The organism is Pseudomonas sp. SID14000 (assembly GCF_002165135.1).
Classification (GTDB): Bacteria; Pseudomonadota; Gammaproteobacteria; order Pseudomonadales; family Pseudomonadaceae; genus Aquipseudomonas.
Map to the genome: position 1 here is coordinate 20,421 of NZ_NFZQ01000016.1, position 23,882 is coordinate 44,302.

Genomic DNA, 23,882 nt, shown 5'->3' on the forward strand with positions numbered 1-23,882 from the left:
CCTCAGTACAGGCATTCGACAGCCATGGCCGTGGCCTCGCCACCGCCGATGCAGATGGCCGCCACGCCACGGCGCAGGTTGTTCTGGCGCAGGGCCGACAGCAGGGTCACCAGGATGCGCGCGCCGGAAGCGCCGATCGGGTGGCCGAGGGCACAGGCGCCGCCATGAATATTGACCTTGTCGTGTGCCAGGTCGAGGTGCTTCATGGCCGCCAGGGTGACCACGGCGAAGGCCTCGTTGATCTCGAACAGGTCGACCTCGGCCAGATTCCAGCCGGTGCGTTTCATCAGCTTGTCGATGGCACCGATCGGCGCGGTCGGGAACAGAGCCGGGGTGTCGGCGAAGGCGGCGTGGCCGTGGATCACCGCCAGCGGCTTGAGGCCGCGCTTGTCGGCTTCGGAGCGGCGCATCAGCACCAGCGCCGCAGCGCCGTCGGAAATCGAGCTGGAGTTGGCGGCGGTTACCGTGCCGCCTTCGCGGAAGGCCGGCTTGAGCTGCGGGATCTTGTCCAGGCGCGCCTTGGGCGGCTGTTCATCGTCCTTGATGACGCGCCTTTCCTTACCCTCGGTGACTTCCACCGGCACGATCTCGGCAGCAAACCGGCCACTCTTGATTGCGTCCTGGGCACGGGTCAGCGAGGCAATGGCGAACTGGTCCTGGGCTTCGCGGCTGAAGGCGTTGGCCTGCGCGCAGTCTTCGGCAAAGGTGCCCATCAGGCGGCCTTTGTCGTAGGCGTCCTCCAGGCCATCCATGAACATGTGGTCGATGATCTTGCCGTGGCCCATGCGGTAGCCGCCACGGGCCTTGTCCAGCAGGTACGGCGCGTTGGTCATGCTTTCCATGCCACCGGCCACCACCACATCGGCGGTGCCGGCCAGCAGCAGGTCATGGGCCATGATCGCCGCCTGCATGCCCGAACCGCACATCTTGTTCAGGGTGGTGCAGGTGGTGTGCTTGTCCAACCCGGCGCCCAGCGCGGCCTGGCGGGCCGGGGCCTGGCCCTGGCCGGCCGGCAGCACGCAGCCGAACAGCACCTGTTCGACACTGGCGGCATCGATGCCGGCGCGCTCCACGGCGCCACGGATGGCCGCGCTGCCCAGCTGCGGCGCGGTCAGGCTCTTGAGGTCGCCCTGCAGGCCGCCCATGGGCGTGCGCACGGCGCTGACGATAACGATCGGGTCATTGGCGAGGGTCATGTTCGCTCTCCTTACTTGGCAGCCATGCGCAGTGCACCGTCGAGGCGGATCACCTCGCCGTTGAGCATGCTGTTCTCGATGATGTGACGGGCCAGCGCGGCGTATTCCTGCGGGCGGCCCAGGCGCGGCGGGAACGGCACGCCGGCAGCCAGCGAGGCGCGCACTTCCTCGGTCATGCCGGCCATCATCGGCGTTTCGAAGATGCCCGGGGCGATCGTCATCACACGGATGCCGAAGCGCGCCAGTTCGCGGGCGACCGGCAAGGTCAGGCTGGCGATGGCGCCCTTGGACGCAGCGTAGGCGGCCTGACCGATCTGGCCGTCATAGGCGGCGATCGAGGCGGTGTTGATGATCACCCCACGTTCGCCACCGTCATCGGCAGCCCCTTCGGCCATGGCCGCGGCGGCCAGGCGCAGCAGGTTGAAGCTGCCGATCAGGTTGACGTTGATGACCCTGGCGAAGCTGGCCAGGCCATGCGGACCTTGTTTGCCCAGCACTTTCTCGGCGCCGACGATACCGGCGCAGTTGACCAGACCGTGCAGGCTGCCAAAGGCGCTGACAGCCGCATCGACCGCCGCCTGGGCGGCCTGCTCGTCGCTGATGTCGGCCACCGCGAAGCGGGCATTGTCACCCAGTTCGCGGGCCTTGGCCTCGACGGCCTGGGCATTGAGGTCGACCAGCATGACCTTGGCGCCGGCCTCGACCAGCATCTGCGCGGTAGCAGCGCCCAGCCCGGAGGCGGCGCCGCTGACGATGAAGTGTTTGTTGGCTATTTGCATGATCGGTTTCCTTTCAGGCGTTGGCAGGGGTGGCCTGCTGCGCTTGTTGTTTCGCGACTTCCTGGTTGCGCAGGATGAAGCGTTGCAGCTTGCCGCTCGGGGTCTTGGGCAGTTCGCTGACGAATTCGATTTCTCTTGGATAAGCATGGGCGTACAGGCGCTGGCGCACGTGCTGGCGCAAAGCCTCTTCAAGCTCGGCGCTGCCCTGATAACCGCTGGTCAATACCACGAAGGCCTTGATCAGCTCGGTACGCTCAAGGTCCGGTTTACCAATCACCGCCGCCTCGATCACCGCCGGGTGCTCGATCAGTGCGCTCTCCACATCGAACGGGCCTACGCGGTAGCCGGAGGTGGTGATCACATCGTCGCTGCGGCCGACGAAGCTGATGCTGCCGTCCTGGTTCAGCTCGACGGTGTCGCCGCTGAGGTAGTACTTGCCGACGAAGGCTTTGGTCGGCAGACCGTGGTAGCCCGCGAACCAGCACAGCGGCGACTGCTCGCGATCGACCGCGAGGATGCCCGGCTGACCGGCGGGCAGTTCGTTGCCCTGCTCGTCCAGCACCACGATGCGGTGGCCGGGGATGGCGAAGCCGGCCGAGCCGAGGTGTACCGGGTGCTGCAGGCCATGGTGGTTGCACAGCACCATGCCCAGCTCGGTCTGCCCGTAGTGGTCGTGGATGGTCACGCCCAGTTCGTCGGCGAACCAGCGGATCACTTCCGGGTTGAGCGGCTCGCCGGCACTGCTGACCACCCGCAGGCGCCCCTTGACCGGGGCCGAGAAGTCATTGCCTGCGGCAATCAGCAGGCGGTACGCGGTGGGAGAGCCGGCCAGGTTGGTGACGCCCAGCTTGTCGATTACCCGCGCGCAGCTTTCAACACTGAACGGGCCATCGTAGAAGGTGGTGGCATGGCCCAGCGACAACGGGCCGGTGACCGCGTAATACAGGCCATAGGCCCAGCCCGGATCGGCCAGGTTCCAGAAGATGTCCTCGGGGCGCAGGTCGATGGCATCGCGCATGTAGCCCTGAAACGCGACGATCGCGCGCAGCGGCACTTCCAGCGGCTTGGCCGGCCCCGTGGTACCGGAGGTGAACATCAGCAGGAACGGGTCGTCGCCTGTGCGCATGACGGGCTCGCAATCAGGTGCAGCACTGTCCAGGCACTGCTGGAAGTCCAGTTCGCCGCTGCGGGCCTTGACGGTGATGATGCTCGGGCAGGCGTGCACATCGTCCAGTTTGGCGCGGTTGTGGCTATCGGTGACAACCACTCGGGCCTGGGATTGCTCAAGCCGGTGTTCGATCGCCTTGGGGCCGAACGCAGTGAACAGTGGCTGGTACACCGCGCCGAGGCGCCAGGTAGCGAGTATCGTGACCAACAGTTCAGGCGTACGCGGCATCAGGCCCGCGACCCGGTCACCCGCCTCCACACCTTGGGCCTTGAGTACGTTGGCGAAGCGGGCGGCACGCTCGCGCAACTGGTCGAAACTGTATTCGGTGCTGTTGCCGTCACGGTCCATGTAGACCAACGCCGGCTTGTCGCTACCGGTATGGCGGTCGCAGCATTCGACACAGGCATTGAGGGCATCGAGGTCGCCATGCAGCGCCGCAACGGCGGCGCGGGCATGGTCGAAAGCACGTACGGCCTCGGCGTAATCGCGCATCGTCGGACTCCTGGTTTATTGTTTTTGGAGTGGAACCATCGGTCCGACGATCTTCGCGCTGCCGACGCAGCACGGCAATGGCCAAAGCTATCAATCTGCCTGAGCGGATTGGCGACTCAGGCCTGCGCAGCCCTGGCCTCCAGCAGATCGCGGGTCAGCTGCACTGCCAGCCGATACCGTTCGCTGATCCGCTGATGTTCCAGGTCATCCCATTGGGCCTGCCTCTGGTCAGCATCCTGCGGCTCGGCCTGTTCGGTCAGCTCCGCGACTCTTTCATCGAACTTGGCGGCCAGCACAGCAAAATCTTCGCTGTAATGCTCTTCCAGCCAGTTAGTCCAGAACGTCTGCAGGCAAATTGAGCTGGCCTGGGCATCCACCGTCTGGACAGTGCGCACGAAAGCACGAGCGGCGTCGAGCTGCTCGGCACCGACACCGCCAAGGTCACCGTACCTGATGCTGGTGGGCTGCCCAGGCAAATTCAATTCCTGCGCCAACGCCACGCAATAACTGAGCTTGACCTCAATGGGATCCACGGGTTGATGCAAGCTCTGGCGAGTCGCGAGATCCATCCTGATGAACTCTTCAAGCTTGGACAGATTGCACAGCCCCAAGCCCAGACTCAGCAGCGATTCCTGGCTGGTTGCAGCGGTGCTGTTGGCTTTGGCGATCATTGCGTGCAGGCGCATATCGCTGAAGCGCTCGGCGATGCTGTCGGCGCAAGTGGTAGGGGCGCTGGCAATCGCCTGTATCTCCCCGGCCAGCCCAGCATCCTGATCCATCTCTTCCAACAGGCTCCACACCTGCAATCTCATGTCTGGCCCGCGTTGCTGGAAATCCTTGGTGTGCTGCAACTGGCTCAGGATCTGCTCGACTTTTTCCATGCCAGGGCGTGCGAACAGACGATTCCAGCGCTGACCCATTTCTTCGGCTTGCGGTCCGCCACCCCAAAGCTGCCAAGCGGACAACTGCCCCGGCTGCAGACTGATGGCGTGGCCCGGATGAGGGACTGCATGGAGGCGGGTCCGCTGCTGTACCGATACGGCATTGCCATCGAGGCGAAACGCCAAGCGGAACTCGTAAGGCATCTGCAAGATCACCTCAGGCACGCTGGAGATCTCGTTCACACTCAAATCCGCCACGTTGAGCATGCCACACCGCTCCAGCCCGGCCGGCCAGCTCACCAAGCCACAGTGCCGAAGGTAGAGCCTCCTTAACGCTGGCATTGCATCGAAACGGAACCTCAAGCGGCGCAAGGGATTGAAACTGAGATCCAGATCGGTCAGCTGCGGCAAACTGCCAAGCAGTCGCTCGCCTTCCTCGTTGATCCGAATATGATTGTGCAGCAACTGCAGACTTTGCAGGTTGCCAAGGTGTCGCAGCCCTGCAGGCAGTACGTACAAATGGTTGCGAGACAGATTCACGCGACGCAGCTGCGTAAAACAACTGAAAAAGCCTTCCGGGATCACCAGCAATGGTGTACTGGTCATCACGAAAGTGGTCACGAAATGGAAGTCCAGTGACGCCCTGAGGTCCGGCAGGCTGGTCACCTGAAGCGCGCTGATATCCAGAATTCTGTCATACCCTGCCGGATCGTGAATATCGACAGGCAACTGCCGGCGCCACGCCTGGCGCAAACGCGTCGCCAACAAGCGTCGCGGCACGATTTCCGTGTTACGAGCGAACTCAACCCAGGCATTGAGCCTGTCGCACAGCAGTTGAAAGTTTTCTTCTTCAGAGATGAGGGTATCGAAAGGGTCTTCCGTCTCGAGAATCCGCGCCAGGTGATTGTCTATCTGCACTTGGCTGTCACCTCGGTACAACACAGACAGGCGCTGGCGCATGCGGCTTGCAAGGTCCAGCTCGGTAGACTGGCGGCCGCCCAGGGCGTATCCGACACGACCATCAGGCAATCGCTCGCCCGGGTTGAACCAGCCCGGATGCTGGCGCCAACCCAGCACATCAAGCAGTGCCCTGCGTTCGGCCGGGATCTTTGCAACTACCCGCTGGCGCAGGTCACCGGCAGGGTCGCCGCTGTCCAGCCCCAGCCTGTCGCGCTGCTCGGCAGTCAGCAACGCCAAAACCGCCTCGAACAGGTCATCGTCAGCCTGGTCGAGGTCTGACTCCAAGGGCAGCCCACGATGGTCACTCAGGCGGAACCGCCCATTGCTGCGAGTCAGGATGACCTGATTGTCTTGCGCGGCCTGACTGTTCAGCACAGCCACTCGACGGCCGCCGACACGCAGCTCCAGCCGCCGTTCGAAGGCCCACCCCCTCAGGCGTGGCAGCAAGTGCAAGGCCAGTTCCCCGCTCTCATCGCTATAGCCATTGCGCAAGATCAGGCCGCGCCGGGCCCGGGCCAGCCTGGCATGCTGGAGCAACGAGCGCGCCCGTTGCGCCACGCCAAGCGGAAGCCGCGAGCGCAACTGAATGTGCTCTCGCTCCGTACTGGTGACCGTGGCCGCCAGCTCCATGGCGTAATCGGCATCCAGCCCGGGGAAATCACGCATCACTAGCCGGGCCACTTCGTCTTCGGTCGAACCAGCAGCTGTCAGGTGGGTGAACAGCCCGCTGCGCAGCTCGGCTTCGTGCTCCAGCAACGTGGCAGCGTCGCCGCTTGCATTCACACCGGCCAGGCCCAGGCGATGCCGGCACCAGTCAAGAAGCCTGGGCTCGGGCCGCTCAGCCGAGCCTGCGGCTAACGCAGCAAAGAAGCTGTCGATCCGGGCATCGGCATCGAACCCGCGCAGCATGCTACGAAGGTTGGCGGGCAACGGGCGGTTTTCAACCAGAATGCCACGCAACTCGTCGATATCAGCACCCGCTGCCAGCAACAACTTGTCGGCACGGCGCGCATCAAGCGCAACGGCCTGCGGCCACAGGCGGTCGAGCATGCTGGCTGCATCGTTCCAGGCTACCGGCGTCTCATCACGCAAATGCCAGAAGCGTTCACCGTTGTATTCGACCACAGGCCCGTAGGCGTCAGCCCGCGATGGGTGACGCAGCCGCCAAGGCCCCTGCGCCCGAGGCTGGTGGACCTCGTAGCAGCGACCATCGATGCGCAGCCAGAACCGCCCGTCGCGGGCCAGCAGGCCTCGCTCGTCCGGTTCGGCATCGCCAGACGAACTCTCGTATCGGCCAAGGTCGTTATGCCACAGCCGCGCACTGCCATCAGCCATGGCGGCAGGCTCCAGGCTATCGACGAAGGAGCTGCGCGCGAAACGGTTGACCAATGAATTTGCGCCAGCCACCGCTCCTGCCGTGATGGCAACCGAAGCGGCAATCCGGGCCACATCAAGCACATGCTCGACAGCTTCATGGTCATGCCCCTCTGCCCAATCCTCCACCCCCTCGAACACATGCGAACATACGTCTGCTACCGCCTGTGCCAGCAAAGCGGCACCGACCACCGGGATGAAGAAGCCCGCCAGGTTGGCCACACTCCAGCCAAGCGCGGCCCAACTTGCCAGGCGGGCCTGGCTAGCCTTGTCATCGGCGTCGGCGGTCGGTACCAGCAACAGCCGGGCATCGTCCTTCGCACGTGCAATCTGGGCGTCTGCCCAGTGCTTGCCCAGGGTTTCATGCACCGCCTCGCCCTCGGGCTGCAGGTCCGGAACGGTGTCTGCCAGACGTTTGCGCAACTTTTCAGTGAAATCGGTGCGGTCGCGCAACGCGACCCGCTGACACAGCGCTGCCCGATCGGCGGGCTTCTCCAGGCGGGCGACCAGTGTCGTCTCATACTCCACCTTCGAGCGGTAGTGGCGCAAAGGCTGGTCGACGTTGTCAGGCAAGTACACGACCACGCCCTGGTCGCTGTCATCGGCGCCGCGCAGCTGGATGAACACACCGTCGTGCACCGTGCAGCCCAGCAGGCTCAACAACCCCGGGTAGGCAGTCAGTGGCGCCCCACTCTCGGGCTGGTCCGCAGCGCCGGAGGGGGACACACAAGCATCGAGCGCGGCTCTGACTGCCGGTTCGATCGTCTTCTTCAGCGCAGCGATGTGCACGGCCAGACTGAACCCGGCAACCTTGTCCTCGGCAAACAACGCCTTGTTCTTGTCCAGCAGGTTGGCCAGGCGTGCCTGGTACTGGGCGCCCGCATCCAGCTCGCGGACGATGCGCTTGAGCTCGTCAATGTCACCCGACAACAATGTGTTGCTGTTGGGCCGGAACAGACCACTGCCCTCCAATGGTGTCTCGCCATCGGGAAAGTTCTGCATCAGGCGCAACAAACCAGGCTGTGGGTCAGCGAGGCTCGACTCGATGTAGGGTGACGTGAAACCAGTAGCGCGTCGGGTCATCTCCCGCCATTGCAGCTTGGCCAGTGACTGGCCGGCAGGCAGGATGCTGGCCAGGCCTTCGCCATACACCTGCAGTGCATAGGCGTGAGGCGGAGCGAGGCCCCGGGTTGCCTCCTCCACGCGTTTTCGGCTGGCCCGATGGCTGGCAATCAGGCGACGCAGTTCGGCGATCTCGGCAGGGCTGGCCTGTTTGACCCAAGGCGGCAAGCGCTTGCTGATGAAGGCATCGGTGACCCGGTGGGCGTCTGTTGAGGTGACAGTCTTGGGAAGGGGCGTGACACTGGGGAAGCTGCGCATGGGCTGCACTCTGTTCAGCTGGAATGGGCTGAGCAATCTTTCATCCAACACCCGCCAGCTTCAGAGGGAACCTGTGCCCCGCCGTACTCAATCGGCAGCAGCGCCGTGCATGTGCTGGGCACGACGCTGGCCCGGGTTGCAACCGAACCACTTGTGCGCGGCCTTGTAGAGCGCGCTGCTGTCGGCAAAGCCCAGGCGCTCGGCAATTTCAGCCATGCTCAGGTCCGCCTGGCTCAACCAGGTGTCCGCCAGTTCGCGCCGTACGCTGTCCTTGAGCCCGTGGTAGGTCTGCCCCTCATCGGCCAGGCGCCGGCGCAACGTGGCCGGTGAAACGCCCAGGCGCCGGGCGCAAGCATCGCTGTCTGGCCAGCTGGCAGGTTCCAGGCCCAGCAGATCACCGCGAATACGCAGTCCAAGGCTGGCCGGGTCGCGGTACTTCACCAGGATATTGCCCGGCGCCTGGGCGAGAAAACGCTGCAGTTGCGCCTCACTGCGCCTGAGGGGCTGGTCCAGGCTCTGCGGGGCGATCACCAGGCGTGTCAGGGGGCGGTCGAAGTGCAGGTTACGGGTGAACATCACTCGGTAATCGTCGCAAAACGGCGGCGGGCCGCAGCGCAGGTCGATCGCCAGGATGGGTATGCGTCGGCCGGCCAGCCAGCACGCCACGCCGTGCACGATCATCCAGAACGTGAAGTAGGTAAATGCGCGGCGCGGCAGGTCGCGGGGCTCGTTGAGGACGATCTCGGCCATGTCCGGCTGGCGCACCAGCCCGGGGTGCAAGTCTTCAAGCATCAGCGAAAGAAACGCCAGCATGGTTTCCAGACCTTGGCCCACGGTCGGCTGGGCCATGGCCGCGCGGCACATGAAAGCCAGGCTGCCCGAGCGAAGGCCACGCGGGTCCATTGCAAAGAACTCGTCATTGCAACGCCGTGCCAACAGACGCCAGAGCCGTGCATAGGCCTGGGCGCTCACCCTCGCTTCAGGCCGGCGCAACTGCTCCGGATCGATGCCGGCGCGGGCCAGCAGACCGGCATCGGGTTCGCCCGCCGGGCACGTCTGCAACAAGGCCTCACGCACCAGTTGCATGGAGATAGTGTCTTTTTCACGCATTGAAGCTTCAGTCCTTGTCTTCACCGCTGGACGAACAGCCGGCCAACCCCAGAAACGCCTGGATCAGGCGCAACTCCCGGCGACGCTCCAGGCAACCGACCCAGTGCTGGTTGATCAGGCCGGCACCTGCCAGAGGGAGTGCTACCACGCGCGGGTCATGGGCGACTTCGGTGGAGGATACAACACCAATACCCAGTTCCGCGGCAACTGCCTCAGTCACTGCTTCCCGGCTGTCGAGCTCCAGCAACACCCGCGGTTGCACACCCGCCCTCAGGCATGCCTTGTCGAAGGTACGACGAGTGGTGGAGCTGGGTTCGCGCAGCACCATTACCTGCTGGTGCAAGTCGGCCAGTGCCACATTCGCTCCGCTTCCTGCCCAGGCATGTCCCGCTGGCACCAGGGCGCACAACCGGGATTCACAGAGCTTCTGCAGGTACAGCCCCTTGCGTGGTTCGGTCTCGGTCAGGACAGCGACGTCGGCGTGCTCGCCCAGCAACGCAGCGAGCGTTTCCTGGGCATTGCCCAGGCGCAGGTTCACGGTGATGCCTGGGTAACGTTCCCGCAGTACAGCCAGCATCGGCATGACCCGGTGCGGGCCATCGGCGGCCACCTCGAGGCGCCCGGTAAGCAACTGGCGGTTGGCTTCAAGCATGGCCTGCGCCTCTTCGGCCAGGCCGAACATGGCGCGGGTGATGGCCGCCAGGCGGGTGCCCTCTTCGGTCAACTCCACCCGCCGCGCGGTACGTCGCAGCAAGGTGATCTGGTAGTGCTCCTCCAGCGCCTTGACATGCCCGGTCACCGCCGGCTGGCTGATGAACAGGCGTGCGGCGGCACGGGTGAAACTGCCTTCCCGGGCCACGGCATCGAAGGCACGCAACTGGAACAGGTTCATATTTATCGGCCTGACTTATAACTGGGATAACAACAAACAATTTGATTGATGACAGCGCCAATTGCAACCTAGGCCCCGTAGTTTCAGCCCACCGCTTGTGAGGAATAACGGAATGAGCAACGCCCCGATTCTGCTGACCCCTGGTCCCCTGACCACATCAATCCGCACCCGCCAAGCCATGCTGGTGGACTGGGGCTCCTGGGACCGCGACTTCAACCAACTGACCGCCAGTGTCTGCGAGCAACTGCTGGCGATCATCGACGGCAACGCCAGCCACCATTGCGTGCCCCTGCAAGGCAGCGGCACCTTCGCCGTGGAGGCGGCCATCGGTACCCTGGTGCCGCGTGACGGCAAGGTCCTGGTGCTGATCAATGGCGCATATGGCCAGCGTCTGGCGAAGATCTGCAAGGTGCTGGGCCGCGCCTACAGCACCTTCGAAACCGCCGAAGACCAGCCGACCACCGCCGCCGACGTCGACCGCCTGCTGGCCGCCGACCCGGCCATCACCCATGTCGCGCTGATCCACTGCGAAACCAGCACCGGTATCCTCAACCCGCTGCCGGAGATCGCCCAGGTGGTCAAAGGACACGGCAAGCGCCTGATCATCGATGCCATGAGCTCGTTCGGCGCACTGCCGATCGATGCCCGCAAAATCCCTTTCGAGGCGCTGATCGCCGCCTCCGGCAAGTGCCTGGAAGGCGTACCTGGCATGGGCTTCGTATTCGCCGAGAAAACCGCCCTGGCAGCCGCCGAAGGTAATGCCCACTCGTTGGCGATGGACCTGCACGACCAGCACACCTACATGGCCAAGACCGGCCAGTGGCGCTTCACCCCGCCGACCCATGTGGTCGCCGCCCTGCACGAGGCACTGCAGCAGTACAACGAGGAAGGGGGACTGCCGGCACGCCACCAGCGCTACGCCGACAACTGCAAGACCCTGCTCGACGGCATGGCCGCCCTCGGCCTGCGCAGCTTCCTGCCCGCCGGGATCCAGGCGCCGATCATCGTCACCTTCCACGCACCGAAGGATGCCCGCTACCAGTTCAAGGACTTCTACGAACGGGTCAAGGCCAAGGGCTTCATCCTTTACCCAGGCAAGCTGACCCAGGTGGAAACCTTCCGTGTCGGCTGCATCGGTGTGGTCGGAGCGGATGGCATGCAGGCCGCCGTGAATGCCGTGGCCGAGGTGCTGCGGGAAATGGAAGTGCTGGACATCTGACCCTTTGCCCACCCTATTTCAGGAACAAGCGCACATGAACTACAGCAACCCCACCCAGCTGCAAGCCGCCATCCTCGACTGGGCCGGCACCGTAGTCGACTTCGGCTCCTTCGCCCCCACCCAGATCTTTGTCGAAGCCTTCGCCGAATTCGATGTGCAGGTGTCCATCGAAGAAGCCCGCGGCCCGATGGGCATGGGCAAGTGGGACCACATCCGTACCCTGTGCGATGTGCCGGAAATTGCCGAGCGTTACCGCAAGGTGTTCGGCCGCACTCCGACCGACGATGATGTCACCGCCATCTACAACCGCTTCATGCCCCTGCAGATCGAGAAGATCGCTGTACACTCGGCGCTGATCCCTGGCGCCCTCGACACCCTCACCGGGCTGCGCCAGGACGGCCTGAAGATCGGCTCGTGCTCGGGCTACCCGAAGGTGGTGATGGACAAGGTGGTGGCGCTGGCCGCGCAGAATGGCTACGTGGCCGATCATGTGGTGGCCACCGACGAAACCCCGAACGGCCGCCCATGGCCGGCCCAGGCCCTGGCCAACGTGATCGCGCTGGGTATCGACGATGTGGCCGCCTGCGTGAAAGTCGACGACACCGCGCCGGGTATTCTCGAAGGCCGCCGCGCCGGCATGTGGACCGTGGCCCTGGTGTGCTCGGGCAATGCCCTGGGGCTGACCTGGGAAGGCTACCGCGCACTCAGCGCCGAGAGGCTGGAGAGCGAGCGCCAGCGCATCCACGCGCTGTTCGCCGGCAGCCGTCCGCACTACCTGATCGACACCATCAACGAACTGCCCGAAGTGATCGCCGACATCAACCGGCGCCTGGCCAAGGGCGAGATGCCGCAAGCCTCCTGAGCCGGCATTGGGGCCGCTTTGCGGCCCCTTGTTCTGGGTTGCGATCTGGCCCGGATCTGTACATTGAGTTGCCGCTGCAATTGCCAAAACATGGGCCCTCCCCATCCTGAGATGCCCAGCCCCAATGAGCACACATACCCGCACCCGCCGCCTGACAATCCCGCAACTGGTGGCCATGAAAGGCCAGCAGAAGATCGTTTCGCTGACCGCCTACTCCAGCACTATCGCTCAAGTGATCGACCCGCTGGTCGACTTCATCCTGGTCGGCGACTCCACGGCCATGGTCGGCTACGGTCGACCGTCCACCCTGGGCATGCGCCTGGACGAGACCATCGCCCATACCCGCGCCGTGGTCGACAGCACCCGCCTGGCCTGCGTGATCGCCGACATGCCGTTCGGCAGCTACCAGGAATCCCATGAGCAGGCGTTTCGCAATTGCGCCCAGGTACTGGCCAGCAGCGGCTGCGATGCCGTCAAGCTGGAGGCCAACCAGGCGTTGGCGAGCACCATCGAGTTCCTGGTCGCCCGTGGCATCCCGGTAATGGCGCACATCGGTCTGATGCCGCAGTTCGTCAATGCCATGGGTGGTTACAAGGCCCAGGGGATGAGTGAGGACAGTGCTGCTACGCTACGGGCCGACGCGCAGGCCAACCTGCACGCTGGCGCTTTCAGCCTGTTGCTCGAAGGCGTGGCCGAGCCAGTGGCCCGCGCCATCACCGAAGCCAGCGCCAAACCGACCATTGGTATTGGCGCCTCACCCACCTGCGATGGCCAGGTGCTGGTGACCGAAGACCTGTTAGGTCTGGGCAGCGCTCATGTACCGCGCTTCGTCAAGCAGTATGCCGACGTCGGCCGGGTAATCCGCGAGGCCTGCGGCCGCTATGCGCAGGAAGTACGCAACGGCACGTTTCCAACGTTGCAACACTGCTACGGCGTGTGAGCTTCGTCCTGGATGGCCTTGACCAGGCATCGCAGCGCCAGGGCAATATCCTTGCTCCAGTCCACGCTACAGCAAAGCCGCAGGTGGCTGCGCCAAAGGCCGCACTGGCTGAAGATTTCGCCGGGGGCAATGACAATGCGCTGCGCCAGCAACCGGGCGAAGACCCGGCGCATGTCCACCGGGCGGGTCGCCTGCAACCACAGGCTGGCCCCGCCCTGCGGCTCGACGATATGCAGGTGGCCCTGGCCGTGGGCTTGCACGAGCGCCGCCATCTGCTGCAGACGTTCTTGCAGCATGGGCCGCAAACGCTGTAGATGCTGCTCAAGGCGGCGCGAAGTGAACAACCTGGCGATCGCTCGCTGGCGAATGGGTGAAAGTCGGAAGGCGCGCTCAAGAAACAGCTGCTGCAAGCGTTCGGCATGATGCCGGCATAGCAGATAGCCAAAGGGCGCCTCCGCCCCCATCAGTTTGTCAAAGGTAGAGAACACCAGCAGCCGGTCAGGGTCGGCGAAGTCACGGTAACGCGGCGCTGCCGGATGGAAACACAACTCGCCGTAGGCATCGTTTTCGAAAAGCCACGCATTGCACCCGGCCAGCCAGTGGCAGATCTGCTGCTTGTCTGCCGCCGGCATCAGCCCACCTTGTGGCACATTGGCCACCGACGACAGCACGGCCAGGCGAACCGGTTGATCACACAGCAACTGGTGAAATTGCTGCAGGTCGAAACGCCCGTCTTCACCCAATGGCACTTCAATGATGGTCATGCCTGCCGCCTGCAACTGCCGCAATACCGCCCAGTTGCACGGCGACTCCACCAGCGCCACCTGGCCCTCGAGGCCCAGGGCGCGCAATGCCAATTCAAGGACGCTGCGCAGGTCTGCACCGATGAACACCTGGTTGGCCTGCCAGTAGTGCTGCGCCGAATGGGTGTAGCGGTCGGCCAGCACGCTGCGCAGCTCCGGCTCACCGAACGGTTGGTACAGGGGGGTCTGTGCACGTGGGTACTGGCGCGCCAGTTCGCGCTCGATCATCAGCAGTGGCTGCTCCAGCGACAGCAGCATGGCTGGCGCATCACTGCCCAGGGCGAGCATACCCGGCTGACGGGCGCTGGCGAATACCGTGTCAAGCAGGCTCGGGGAATGCCCGCGCAATGCAGGTGGGCGAGTGCGGGTGAAATAGCCCAGCTTGGGCCGTGCATACACCCGCCCTTCATCTTCGAGCAGCGCATAGGCGTACTTGGTGCTGGACACCGAAACGCTCAGGCGCTGGGCCAGCTCGCGCAGCGACGGCAGGCGTTGTTCCACGTCGCATGGGGCTGCCTCGATACGCTCCAGCAGGTAGCGGTAGACCGCTTGGTAGGTGTATTCGGGGTTGTTGTTCGGGCTGTTTTCCATAACCTGATCTATACACGGCTTTTTGTAGGCGCGACACAAGGCCGAGCCTACACTGAACCCGACAAGCCCGCCGGTAAAACCCTACTGTGGCAACTGCACCTGCGGCTTGGTCGCGGCAAAGATCGCCCAGCTGGACATGAACAGCGCCGCGATCAACGGCCCGATGACGAAACCGTTGAGCCCGAACACTGCCAGCCCGCCCAAGGTCGATACCAGGATCAGGTAGTCCGGCATGCGCGTATCCTTACCCACCAGGATCGGCCGCAGCAGGTTGTCCACCAGGCCGATCACCAGTACCCCGAACGCCGTCAGGATCACCCCCGGCAATATCGCCCCGGTCAGCAGGAAGTACGCCGCCACCGGCGCCCATACGATCCCCGCCCCCACCGCCGGCAACAGTGACAGAAACGCCATCAGCACCGCCCACACCAGCGCACTGGGAATATCCAGCACCCAGAAGATGAACCCGCCCAGCGCCCCCTGGGTAATGGCCACCAGCACATTGCCTTTCACCGTCGCCCGCACCACACGGTTGAACTTCAGCTGTAGACGGCGCTTCTGGTGCTCGGGCAACGGCACCGCCAGACGCACCCGCCGGGCCACCTCCGCACCTTCGCGCAGGAAGAAGAACAACAGGTACAGCATGACGAAGAAGCTGACCATGAACTGGAAGGTGTCCTGCCCGAAGTTGAACGCCTGGCTGGCCAGCACCTGGCTGCCCTGGGTAGCCCACTTGCTGATCTTGTCGCGCAGCCCGTCGAGGTTGCCCATGCCCATGCTGTCCAGGCCCTGCTGGGCAAACGCCGGAAGCATGTCCTTGCCGCGCTCGACATAACCGGCAATATCCAGCTCCCCGTGCTCGATGCGCTGGTACAGCGTGGCGCCCTCCTGCACCAGCAGCGCGCTGGTGATGATCACCGGCAAGATCGCCACCAGCAGGCATACCAGCAAGGTGGTAGCTGCGGCCAGGTTGCGCCGGCGGCCGAAACGCAGCAGCAGGTGACGCTGCAGCGGAGCGAACAGGATGCCAAGTATCACCGCCCAGAAGATCGCACCGTAGTAAGGCAGCAGAATCCACACGAATGCGATGGTCACCAGCGCCAGGAGCACTGCCAGGGCTCTGTTCTGTAAAGCGGCTTCGTTCATCGCATGTCCTCGAGTGGCTTCTGGGATATTAGTGCGCGCCGCCTGGGTAAAAGTGCCACGCTTTACTTGATGCAAATCAATACGCGCCGTGTCTGCCAGCACTAGCATCCGCGCCTTTTGCCCCGGTGCGCACATGAACCCTACCGCCAAGCCCGAACTGCTGGCCCCCGCCGGCACCCTCAAGACCATGCGCTACGCCTTTGCCTATGGCGCCGACGCGGTCTACGCCGGCCAGCCGCGCTACAGCTTGCGGGTACGCAACAACGAGTTCGACCATGCCAACCTGGCCCTGGGTATCCAGGAGGCGCATGCCCTGGGCAAGCGCTTCTATGTGGTGGTCAACATTGCACCGCACAATGCCAAGCTCAAGACCTTCCTCAAGGACCTGGCGCCGGTGATCGAGATGGCGCCGGATGCGCTGATCATGTCCGACCCCGGCCTGATCATGCTGGTGCGCCAGCACTTCCCGCAGATGCCGGTGCACCTGTCGGTGCAGGCCAATACGGTCAACTGGGCCAGCGTGCAGTTCTGGCAGCAACTAGGCCTGAGCCGGGTGATCCTGTCGCGCGAGCTGTCGCTTGAAGAGATCGAGGAAATCCGCCAACAGGTGCCGGACATGGAGTTGGAGGTGTTCGTCCACGGAGCCCTGTGCATGGCCTACTCCGGCCGCTGCCTGCTGTCGGGCTACCTCAACAAGCGAGATGCCAACCAGGGCACCTGCACCAACGCCTGCCGCTGGAAATACGACGCCACCCCGGCTACCGAGAACGCCACCGGTGACATCGTGCGTGAGGTGCAACCTACCTTGGGCCTGGGTGCGCCGACCGAGCAGGTATTCCTGCTGCAGGAGAGCAACCGCCCCGGCACTGAAATGCCAGCGTTCGAGGACGAACACGGCACCTACATCATGAACGCCAAGGACCTGCGCGCCATCCAGCACGTCGAGCGCCTGGCCGGCATGGGTGTGCACTCGCTGAAGATCGAAGGCCGCACCAAGTCGCATTTCTACTGCGCCCGCGCGGTGCAGTCGTATCGCCAGGCGATCGACGACGCAGTGGCCGGGCGGCCGTTCGACCGCACGCTGATGGACAACCTCGAGTCTCTGGCGCAACGCGGCTACACCGAAGGTTTCCTGCGCCGCCATGTGCACGACGAATACCAGAACTACCAGCGCGGCAACTCGGTCTCCGAACGCCAGCAGTTCGTCGGCGAACTGACCGGCCTGCGTGTCGACGGCCTGGCCGAGGTCAAGGTGAAGAACCGCTTCGCCGTGGGTGACCACCTGGAACTGATGACCCCGCGCGGCAACTACCACTTCGACCTGCACCGCCTGTGCGACCGCCAGCAGCAGGCCATCGAGGTGGCGCCGGGTGACGGCCACGTGGTGTACCTGCCGATTCCGGAACAGGTCGCGCTCGACTACGCCCTGCTGATGCGCGATCTCAGCGACGACGAGGAGGTCAGCTGACAATCCTGTAATGTGCACCTCAGCTACCTGACAGGTGCCAGCGGCGAACATCATTCAAGCCGCTTACGCTATGCTGCTGAACTACCGCTGGAAGGAGTGCTTCACCATGCTGCGCAAACACTTGCTGACCCTGGGCCTGCTGGCCGTCACCGGCCTGGCCCAGGCCGCCGAGACCATCGACGTCTACCGCGACCCCAACTGCGGCTGCTGCAAGGCCTGGATCAGCCACCTGCGCGACAACGGCTTCACCGTCAACGACCATGTCGAGCCGAACATGAGCGAGGTCAAGCAACGCCTGGGCGTGGCACCACGCCTGGCGTCGTGCCATACCGGGGTGATCGACGGCAAGTTCGTCGAAGGCCACGTGCCGGCCGAGCAGGTGCGCCTGCTGGCCAAGCGCAACGACCTCAAGGGCCTGGCCGTACCGGGCATGCCCATGGGCTCGCCCGGCATGGAAATGGGTGATCACAAGGATGCCTACCAGGTCATCGGCGTGACCCAGGACGGCAAGGACACCGTGGTCGCCAACTACTGATGCTCAGCCTGTGGGCGCTGTTCCTCAGCGCCTTCGGCGCCGCCACCCTGCTACCGCTGCAATCGGAGGCTGTGCTGGTCGGCCTTTTGCTGCGCCAGCCCGAGGCCTGGGCCACCCTGCTGCTGGTGGCTACCCTGGGCAATGTGCTGGGCTCGGTGGTCAACTGGGTGCTGGGGCGGGCCATCGAGCACCTGCGTGACAAGCGCTGGTTTCCGTTCAGCCCTGCCCAGCTGGAGCGTGCGCAGCAGCGCTACCAGCGCTGGGGGCAATGGTCGCTGTTGCTCAGCTGGATGCCGGTGATCGGCGACCCACTGACACTGATCGCTGGCATCATGCGTGAGCCGTTCTGGCGCTTCCTGCTGCTGGTGACCCTGGCCAAGGCCGGCCGCTATGCGGTGCTGGCGATGGTCACCCTGGGCTGGTTTCACGCCTGATTGCCAGTAGGTGCTGGTGGGCCTGAACAAGGGCCCACAGGGGGGCTCCTCCTACACGTTCCAGATCTGCTCCTCGGTCCAGCCCAGCTCGGCAAAGTCCGCCGCCCGCAACCCCGCCTCTTCCTCGCAGAAAAACTCATCCAGTTGCGGCGGCCTCACTGCCGTATCACTGAGCATCGCATGCACCTGCCCGCGGTGATGCACCTGGTGCTCGAACAAGTGTGCCAGCAGGCGCAGCCGTTGCTCTCGCTGCACCCGCCCGGGGCGCACGATGCTCACATAGCGCCCCAGGTCACCATCGCGCAGGCCGCGGCAATAGGCGATCAGCCGGTGATCGGCCTGGGCCTGCTCGGCATGCAGGTCGGTGCAGGTGGCAAACGGCTGTTCCGGCTCGAAGAAGCGCTCGCCATTGGCGTCGGGCAGTTCGCCACGCTGCTCGCATTCGAGCATGTGCAGGTAGAACCAGTCCACCGTCAGCAGGTGGTTGAGGGTGGCCTTGATCGACGGGAAAAAGCTGCAGCGCGGGGCGACGAACTCGTCCTGGGTCAGTTGCAGGCAGGCCTTGTACAGGCGGTGGTTGGCCCAGCCATTGTTGTAGGCCTGGGTCAGCAAATGATGCGACAGCGGCTCCATGGTTCGGCTCCTTTTCAGGCGAAGCGTTGCAGTTGCATCTCCCGTAGCCGGCTCAGGGTCCGTTGGTACGGGAACGCCAGATACCCTTGAGTGTAGAGGGCATCCAGCGGCACCTGTGCCTCCAGGTACAACGCCACGCGCCGGTCGTAGCATTCGTCGACAAGGGCAATGAAGCGGCGCACTGCGTCGTCTTTGGGCGACAGCGCCGGCAGTTCACGGTCGCCCGCCACCACCCGCGCAGCAGCATCCTCGGTGCCACGAGCAATGCGCCCGGCCCGCTGTTCACCACCCAGCGCCGGAATGCCCGACACCAGGATGGCCGGGAAACGGTCGCAAAGTGCCATGAACTCCATGGCCGCCAGCGGCTGTTCGCACAGCTCGGTGAAGCGGCACCAGATGGCCTGCGCGCTGCGTCGCACCACCTGCACCTGCCTGGAGCCGATGGCCAAGGGCTGATCATGGCCCGCATCGCTAGGGCTTAGCTGGCGGAACACCTCTCCCAGCTGGCTGTCCTGCCCCGCTTGCGCCACCCAGTAACGCTGGCACTCGGCGCCGGGATGCAGGCGGTGGTCCTGCTCGCCGGCTACCGACAGTACTTGCATGTGCCGCTGAATGGCGGCGATGGCCGGCAGGAAACGCTCGCGGTTGAAGCCGTCACGGTAGAGCTGCTCGGGTGGCTGGTTGGAGGTGGCAACGATCACCACGCCTTGGTCGAACAGCACCTGGAACAGGCGGCCGAGGATGATCGCGTCTCCGATGTCGTTGACGAACAGCTCGTCAAAACACAGCACGCGGATCTGCCCGGCCAGTTCCCGGGCCAGCGCCAGCAGCGGGTCGACGGTGCCGTTGAGCTGGAACAGGCGCTGGTGTACCCAGGCCATGAAGTGATGGAAGTGCTGACGCCGGCTGGGTATCCGCAGGCAACGGTGGAACTGGTCCATCAGCCAGGTCTTGCCGCGGCCGACCGGGCCCCAGAGGTAGATACCCTGGGTGACGCGACCCTGTTCGACGGCCTGGAAACAGGCCTGCAAGGCCTCGACGGCGCGGGCCTGGGCGGGGTCGGCGACATAACCCTGGGTGGTCAGGGCCTGCTGGTAGAGGGAATGGGGATCGATAGCCATGCGGCATTCTACACATACCTTGTGGGAGCGGCCTTGTGTCGCGAAAGGGCTGCGTAGCGGCCCCGGCAATATTCGGCGTGCTGCAAAAATCCTGGGGCCGCTCTGCGGCCCTTTCGCGACACAAGGCCGCTCCCACAAGTACTGTACTGCGTCAGGTACCGTCGCCCAGGCCTACCTTGAGCAGCGCGCCGTCCTTGTCGTCGGTCAGCACATACAAGTACCCATCCGGCCCCACCCGCACATCGCGGATACGCGCCTTCAGTTCACCCAGCAACCGTTCTTCATGCACCACCTTGTCGCCATCCAGCTGCAGGCGGATCAGCTCCTGGGTGGCCAGCGCGCCAATGAACAGGTTGTGGTCCCAGGCCTTGAACGTGGGGCTGTCGTAGAAGGCCATGCCGCTAATACCCGGCGACTTCTCCCACACATGGTGCGGCTCGACCATACCCTGCACATGATTGCCCTTGGCCTCGGGGATGGGCAGCAGCGAGTAGTTGATGCCGTGGGTCGCAATCGGCCAGCCATAGTTCTTGCCGGGCTCGGGAATGTTGATTTCGTCGCCGCCACGGGGGCCGTGCTCGTGGGTCCACAGCTTGCCGGTCCAGGGGTTGAGCGCGGCGCCTTGCTGATTGCGGTGGCCGAACGACCAAATCTCCGGCCGCACGTTGTCCTTGCCGACGAAGGGGTTGTCCCTGGGCACTTCGCCGTCCGGCAAGATACGCACGATCTTGCCTTGCAGCTTGTCCAGGTCCTGGGCAGTCGGGCGCTGGTTGTTTTCACCGAGGGCGATGAACAGGTAGCCGTCGCGGTCGAACACCAGGCGCGAGCCAAAGTGGTTGCCCTCCGACAGTTTGGGCTGCTGGCGGAAGATGACGTTGAAGTTTTCCAGCCGGGCGCGGTCCTGGGACAACTGGCCACGGCCGACCGCCGTACCGGCCTTGCCATCACTGCCCTCCTCGGCGTAGGACAGGTAGACGGTGCGGTCCTTGGCGAATTCCGGCGACAGCACCACATCCAGCAGGCCGCCCTGGCCCTCGGCCCAGACCTTGGGCACGCCGCTGATCGGCGGGCCGACCTTGCCTTCGGCATTGACCACCCGCAAGTTGCCGGCGCGCTCGGTGACCAGCATGTCCTTGCCGCCCGGCAGGAACGCCAGGGCCCAGGGGTTGCGTAGGCCGTCGGCCAGGGTACTGACGGTCAAGGTGCCTTCTTCACTGCGAAACTGCTGTTCGGCCGCTGCCTGCGCCAGCAGGGGCAGGAGTGCGGCGGCGGTCAGGGTGGCAAACCAGGGTGCTCGAAGCATGCAGGATTCCTTTCGTTGGGAGGTCACGGCGCGCGCGGGTTGCTGCGGGGTGGGCGGGTGGGCTCCAGGTTCGGGGTTTGCTGCTGGCGGCGCAGGTTGTCGCCGTTGCCGATGCCACGGTTGTCCAGGGTGGGCATGCGCTGGTACGGGGCGGAGGACGGGCCGCGCACCGGCGGCGTAGCCGGCATGCTGCCCTGGCGGCTGTTGGGGTTGGCGCGCTGGATCGGACTGTTGTAGGGGTTGTTGTTGCCGGCGGCGAGTTGCAAGGGGGGCTCGGGGGCCGCTTGCGCGGGCAGGCACAGCACCAGACCGAGGACCAGGATGGGCAATGTAGGGGTCATGCTTCACCTCCTGTACGAAAAAGCCGCGCCTGGTGGGTTTGATAGCCTAAGGCGCGAAGGGTTCGCGGCAAAAGTGTGAATGCGGGTGGAGATGATTCCTGATGTTTCAGTATGGGCCGCAAAGCGGCCCCAGGTTACTGCCCCTTGTCCACTTTGTGCCGCGCCGCATACAGGCAAAGCATTTCCATCGCCAAGGTCGCCCCGGCCAGTGCGGTGATGTCGGCATGGTCATAGGCTGGCGCCACCTCCACCAGGTCCATGCCCACCAGGTTGATGCCGCGCAACCCGCCGAGGATCTCCAGCGCCTGCACCGTGCTCAACCCACCGCACACCGGTGTGCCGGTGCCTGGCGCATAGGCCGGATCGAGGCAGTCGATATCGAAGGTCAGGTACACCGGCCGCTCGCCCACCCGCTGGCGAATCGCCGCGATCACCGCCTCGGTGCCTTGGCGGTGCACCTGGCGGGCGTCGAGGATGGCAAAACCCTGGCTGTCATCATTGGTGGTGCGCAGGCCGATCTGCACCGAGCTGGCCGGGTCCACCAGGCCTTCGCGGGCGGCATGCCAGAACATGGTGCCGTGGTCGATGCGCTTGCCTTCCTCGTCCGGCCAGGTGTCACTGTGCGCATCGAAGTGGATCAGCGCCAGCGGGCCATGCCGGCGGGCATGGGCCTTGAGCAGCGGGTAGCTGATGAAGTGGTCGCCGCCCAGGGTAAGCATGGCGCAGCCTGCTTCCAGAATATGCGTGGCATGGGCTTCGATACTGTCCGGGACCGACTGCGGGGTGCCGCTGTCGAAGGCGCAATCGCCATAGTCGATCACCGCCAGGTGGTCGAACGGGTCGAACGCCCACGGCCAGTGCCGGGCCCAGGCCTGCTGCACCGAAGCGGCGCGGATCGCCCGCGGGCCGAAGCGCGCACCGGGGCGGTTGCTGGTGGCAGTATCGAATGGCACACCGCTGACCACCACATCGACACCGCGCAGGTCGCGGCTGTAGCGACGGCGAGAAAAACTGGTAATGCCGGCGTAGGTACTTTCCGCAGCGGTGCCATACAGGCTGTCGCGGGTCATGGCCTGGTCATTGTTTGCGGCTTGCTCCACGGTCGGGCTCCTTTTTCATCATGGGTTACTGGCGGCTGCGAAACGCGGTCCACAGGCGGTTGCGCTGGCGCAGGTCGGCCAGGGCCATGCTGCGGTCGGCATACAGGCGCTGGCGCACCGCGGCCGGCGGGTAGATGTCCGGGTCGTTGCGCACCGCTTCGTCCACCAGCGGCGTGGCTGCCTGGTTGGCGTTGGCGAAGAACAGCGTGTTGGTCAACGCGGCAACCGACTCGGGCTTGAGCATGAAGGCGATGAACACCCGCGCGGCCTCGGGGTGCGGGGCGTCCTTGGGAATGACCAAGTTGTCCTGCCACACCAGCGTGCCTTCGCGTGGGATGCGGTAGATCAGCTCGAACGGTTTGCCGGCACGGCGCGCCTGGTCGGCGGCCATCGCCGCATCACCATTGTAGGTAAGCGCCAGGCACACGCTGCCGTTGGCCAGGTCGCTGATCTGCAGGCCATTGGCGATATAGCTGATCGACGGCTGCAACTGGCTCAGCAGGTTCTGCGCGGCGGCCAGGTCGTCTTTGCTCTGGCTGTAAGGGTCCTTGCCCAGGTAGTTCAGGGCCACGCCGATCACCTCCTGCGGCGAGTCGGGCATGGCGATGCCACAGTCCTTCAGCCGGCTGGCGTACTCGGGCTTGAACAGCAGGTCGAGGCTGTCCAGCGGCACATCCCCCAGGCGCTGGCGCACCGCTTCCACATTCACCCCCAGGCCCAGGGTGCCCCAGGTGTAGGGCACGGCATGGCGGTTGCCAGGGTCGGCCTCGGCAAGCTTGGCCAGCAAGTCCTTGTCGAGGTTGGCGTAGCCGGGCATGGCTTGCGGGTCGAGCGGCTGCAGGGCGTTGGCCTTGAGCGCCCGGGCCAGCACGGCCGACGACGGCACTACCACGTCATAACCACTGCCACCGGTCAGCAGCTTGGTTTCCAGCACCTCGGTGGTGTCGAAGGTGTCGTAGCGCACCTTGTAGCCGGTTTCCTGCTCGAAGCGCTGGAGGGTTTGCGGGGCGACGTAGTCGGCCCAGCTGTAGAGGTTGACGACCTTTTCTTCGGCCTGCAGCGGCAAGGCCAGGACCAGAGACAGCAGGCACAACGATCGACGCATGGCGGACACCTCGGCAAATGGGTGGATGCCGCGAGAATGCCAGCCGGGT

Annotated in this window: 20 protein-coding genes; 6 read left to right on the top strand and 14 right to left on the bottom strand. The window is 64.6% G+C overall.

The features are described from left to right. Nucleotides 1-2: 2 nt before the first annotated feature. The 6 genes from CAY82_RS21580 to CAY82_RS21605 all read right to left on the bottom strand — a co-directional run bounded on the left by CAY82_RS21580 (nucleotide 3) and on the right by CAY82_RS21605 (nucleotide 10,232). Nucleotides 3-1,196, bottom strand: coding sequence for an acetyl-CoA C-acyltransferase (locus tag CAY82_RS21580; RefSeq protein ID WP_087502979.1), 1,194 nt, complete (start codon nucleotides 1,194-1,196; stop codon nucleotides 3-5). 11 nt (nucleotides 1,197-1,207) lie between these two features. Beyond that, nucleotides 1,208-1,975 (bottom strand): SDR family NAD(P)-dependent oxidoreductase, encoded by a 768-nt coding sequence (locus CAY82_RS21585; RefSeq protein WP_087502980.1) that lies wholly within the window; start codon nucleotides 1,973-1,975, stop codon nucleotides 1,208-1,210. 13 nt (nucleotides 1,976-1,988) lie between these two features. Then, nucleotides 1,989-3,635 (bottom strand): acyl-CoA synthetase, encoded by a 1,647-nt coding sequence (locus CAY82_RS21590; protein WP_087502981.1) that lies wholly within the window; start codon nucleotides 3,633-3,635, stop codon nucleotides 1,989-1,991. A gap of 116 nt (nucleotides 3,636-3,751) precedes the next feature. Then, entirely contained in the window at nucleotides 3,752-8,230 is a 4,479-nt protein-coding gene (locus tag CAY82_RS21595) for an NEL-type E3 ubiquitin ligase domain-containing protein (protein ID WP_087502982.1), read from the bottom strand. A gap of 87 nt (nucleotides 8,231-8,317) precedes the next feature. Further along, nucleotides 8,318-9,340 (bottom strand): AraC family transcriptional regulator, encoded by a 1,023-nt coding sequence (locus CAY82_RS21600; RefSeq protein ID WP_087502983.1) that lies wholly within the window; start codon nucleotides 9,338-9,340, stop codon nucleotides 8,318-8,320. 7 nt (nucleotides 9,341-9,347) lie between these two features. Beyond that, entirely contained in the window at nucleotides 9,348-10,232 is an 885-nt protein-coding gene (locus CAY82_RS21605; RefSeq protein ID WP_087502984.1) for a LysR substrate-binding domain-containing protein, read from the bottom strand. Between the two features lie 112 nt (nucleotides 10,233-10,344). On the opposite strand from CAY82_RS21605, the gene CAY82_RS21610 reads away from it, so the two are divergent. From CAY82_RS21610 to panB, 3 genes are all read left to right on the top strand, one after another. Beyond that, entirely contained in the window at nucleotides 10,345-11,451 is a 1,107-nt protein-coding gene (locus tag CAY82_RS21610) for a 2-aminoethylphosphonate--pyruvate transaminase (protein ID WP_087502985.1), read from the top strand. Nucleotides 11,452-11,485: 34 nt separating this feature from the next. Then, entirely contained in the window at nucleotides 11,486-12,313 is an 828-nt protein-coding gene (gene phnX, locus CAY82_RS21615; protein WP_087502986.1) for a phosphonoacetaldehyde hydrolase, read from the top strand. Nucleotides 12,314-12,437: 124 nt separating this feature from the next. After that, nucleotides 12,438-13,253 (top strand): 3-methyl-2-oxobutanoate hydroxymethyltransferase, encoded by an 816-nt coding sequence (gene panB, locus CAY82_RS21620; RefSeq protein ID WP_087502987.1) that lies wholly within the window; start codon nucleotides 12,438-12,440, stop codon nucleotides 13,251-13,253. On the opposite strand, the gene CAY82_RS21625 is transcribed toward panB, so the two are convergent. Both CAY82_RS21625 and CAY82_RS21630 read right to left on the bottom strand, forming a co-directional pair. Next, nucleotides 13,241-14,647, bottom strand: a complete 1,407-nt coding sequence (locus CAY82_RS21625; protein WP_087502988.1) for a PLP-dependent aminotransferase family protein — start codon at nucleotides 14,645-14,647, stop codon at nucleotides 13,241-13,243. The two genes, panB and CAY82_RS21625, sit on opposite strands and share 13 nt — an antisense overlap. A gap of 81 nt (nucleotides 14,648-14,728) precedes the next feature. Further along, nucleotides 14,729-15,793, bottom strand: coding sequence for an AI-2E family transporter (locus tag CAY82_RS21630; protein ID WP_087502989.1), 1,065 nt, complete (start codon nucleotides 15,791-15,793; stop codon nucleotides 14,729-14,731). A 133-nt stretch (nucleotides 15,794-15,926) separates the two neighbouring features. Between CAY82_RS21630 and yegQ the strand changes: the two genes are divergently transcribed. From yegQ to CAY82_RS21645, 3 genes are all read left to right on the top strand, one after another. Further along, entirely contained in the window at nucleotides 15,927-17,261 is a 1,335-nt protein-coding gene (yegQ, locus tag CAY82_RS21635; RefSeq protein WP_087502990.1) for a tRNA 5-hydroxyuridine modification protein YegQ, read from the top strand. 106 nt (nucleotides 17,262-17,367) lie between these two features. Beyond that, nucleotides 17,368-17,796 carry a DUF411 domain-containing protein gene (locus tag CAY82_RS21640; protein WP_063914085.1) on the top strand — a complete coding sequence of 143 codons (429 nt, stop codon included), beginning with the start codon at nucleotides 17,368-17,370 and terminating at the stop codon, nucleotides 17,794-17,796. Next, a complete protein-coding gene (locus tag CAY82_RS21645; RefSeq protein ID WP_087502991.1) occupies nucleotides 17,796-18,230 on the top strand; it encodes a YqaA family protein in 435 nt (144 codons plus the stop codon). Before CAY82_RS21640 ends, CAY82_RS21645 begins: the two co-directional genes overlap by 1 nt. Nucleotides 18,231-18,281: 51 nt before the next feature. On the opposite strand, the gene CAY82_RS21650 is transcribed toward CAY82_RS21645, so the two are convergent. The 6 genes from CAY82_RS21650 to CAY82_RS21675 form a co-directional block, all read right to left on the bottom strand. Continuing rightward, nucleotides 18,282-18,863 (bottom strand): DinB family protein, encoded by a 582-nt coding sequence (locus CAY82_RS21650; protein WP_087502992.1) that lies wholly within the window; start codon nucleotides 18,861-18,863, stop codon nucleotides 18,282-18,284. A 14-nt stretch (nucleotides 18,864-18,877) separates the two neighbouring features. Next, nucleotides 18,878-19,984 (bottom strand): cell division protein ZapE, encoded by a 1,107-nt coding sequence (gene zapE / locus CAY82_RS21655; protein ID WP_087502993.1) that lies wholly within the window; start codon nucleotides 19,982-19,984, stop codon nucleotides 18,878-18,880. A gap of 151 nt (nucleotides 19,985-20,135) precedes the next feature. Beyond that, the gene (locus CAY82_RS21660) at nucleotides 20,136-21,287 is read right to left on the bottom strand and encodes a PQQ-dependent sugar dehydrogenase (RefSeq protein WP_087502994.1); all 1,152 of its coding nucleotides are present in this window, start codon (nucleotides 21,285-21,287) and stop codon (nucleotides 20,136-20,138) included. 23 nt (nucleotides 21,288-21,310) lie between these two features. After that, a complete protein-coding gene (locus CAY82_RS21665; RefSeq protein WP_087502995.1) occupies nucleotides 21,311-21,628 on the bottom strand; it encodes a hypothetical protein in 318 nt (105 codons plus the stop codon). Nucleotides 21,629-21,762: 134 nt separating this feature from the next. Next, entirely contained in the window at nucleotides 21,763-22,728 is a 966-nt protein-coding gene (speB, locus tag CAY82_RS21670) for an agmatinase (RefSeq protein ID WP_013971812.1), read from the bottom strand. A 25-nt stretch (nucleotides 22,729-22,753) separates the two neighbouring features. After that, nucleotides 22,754-23,833 (bottom strand): extracellular solute-binding protein, encoded by a 1,080-nt coding sequence (locus CAY82_RS21675; protein WP_087502996.1) that lies wholly within the window; start codon nucleotides 23,831-23,833, stop codon nucleotides 22,754-22,756. Between the last annotated feature and the right edge of the window lie 49 nt (nucleotides 23,834-23,882).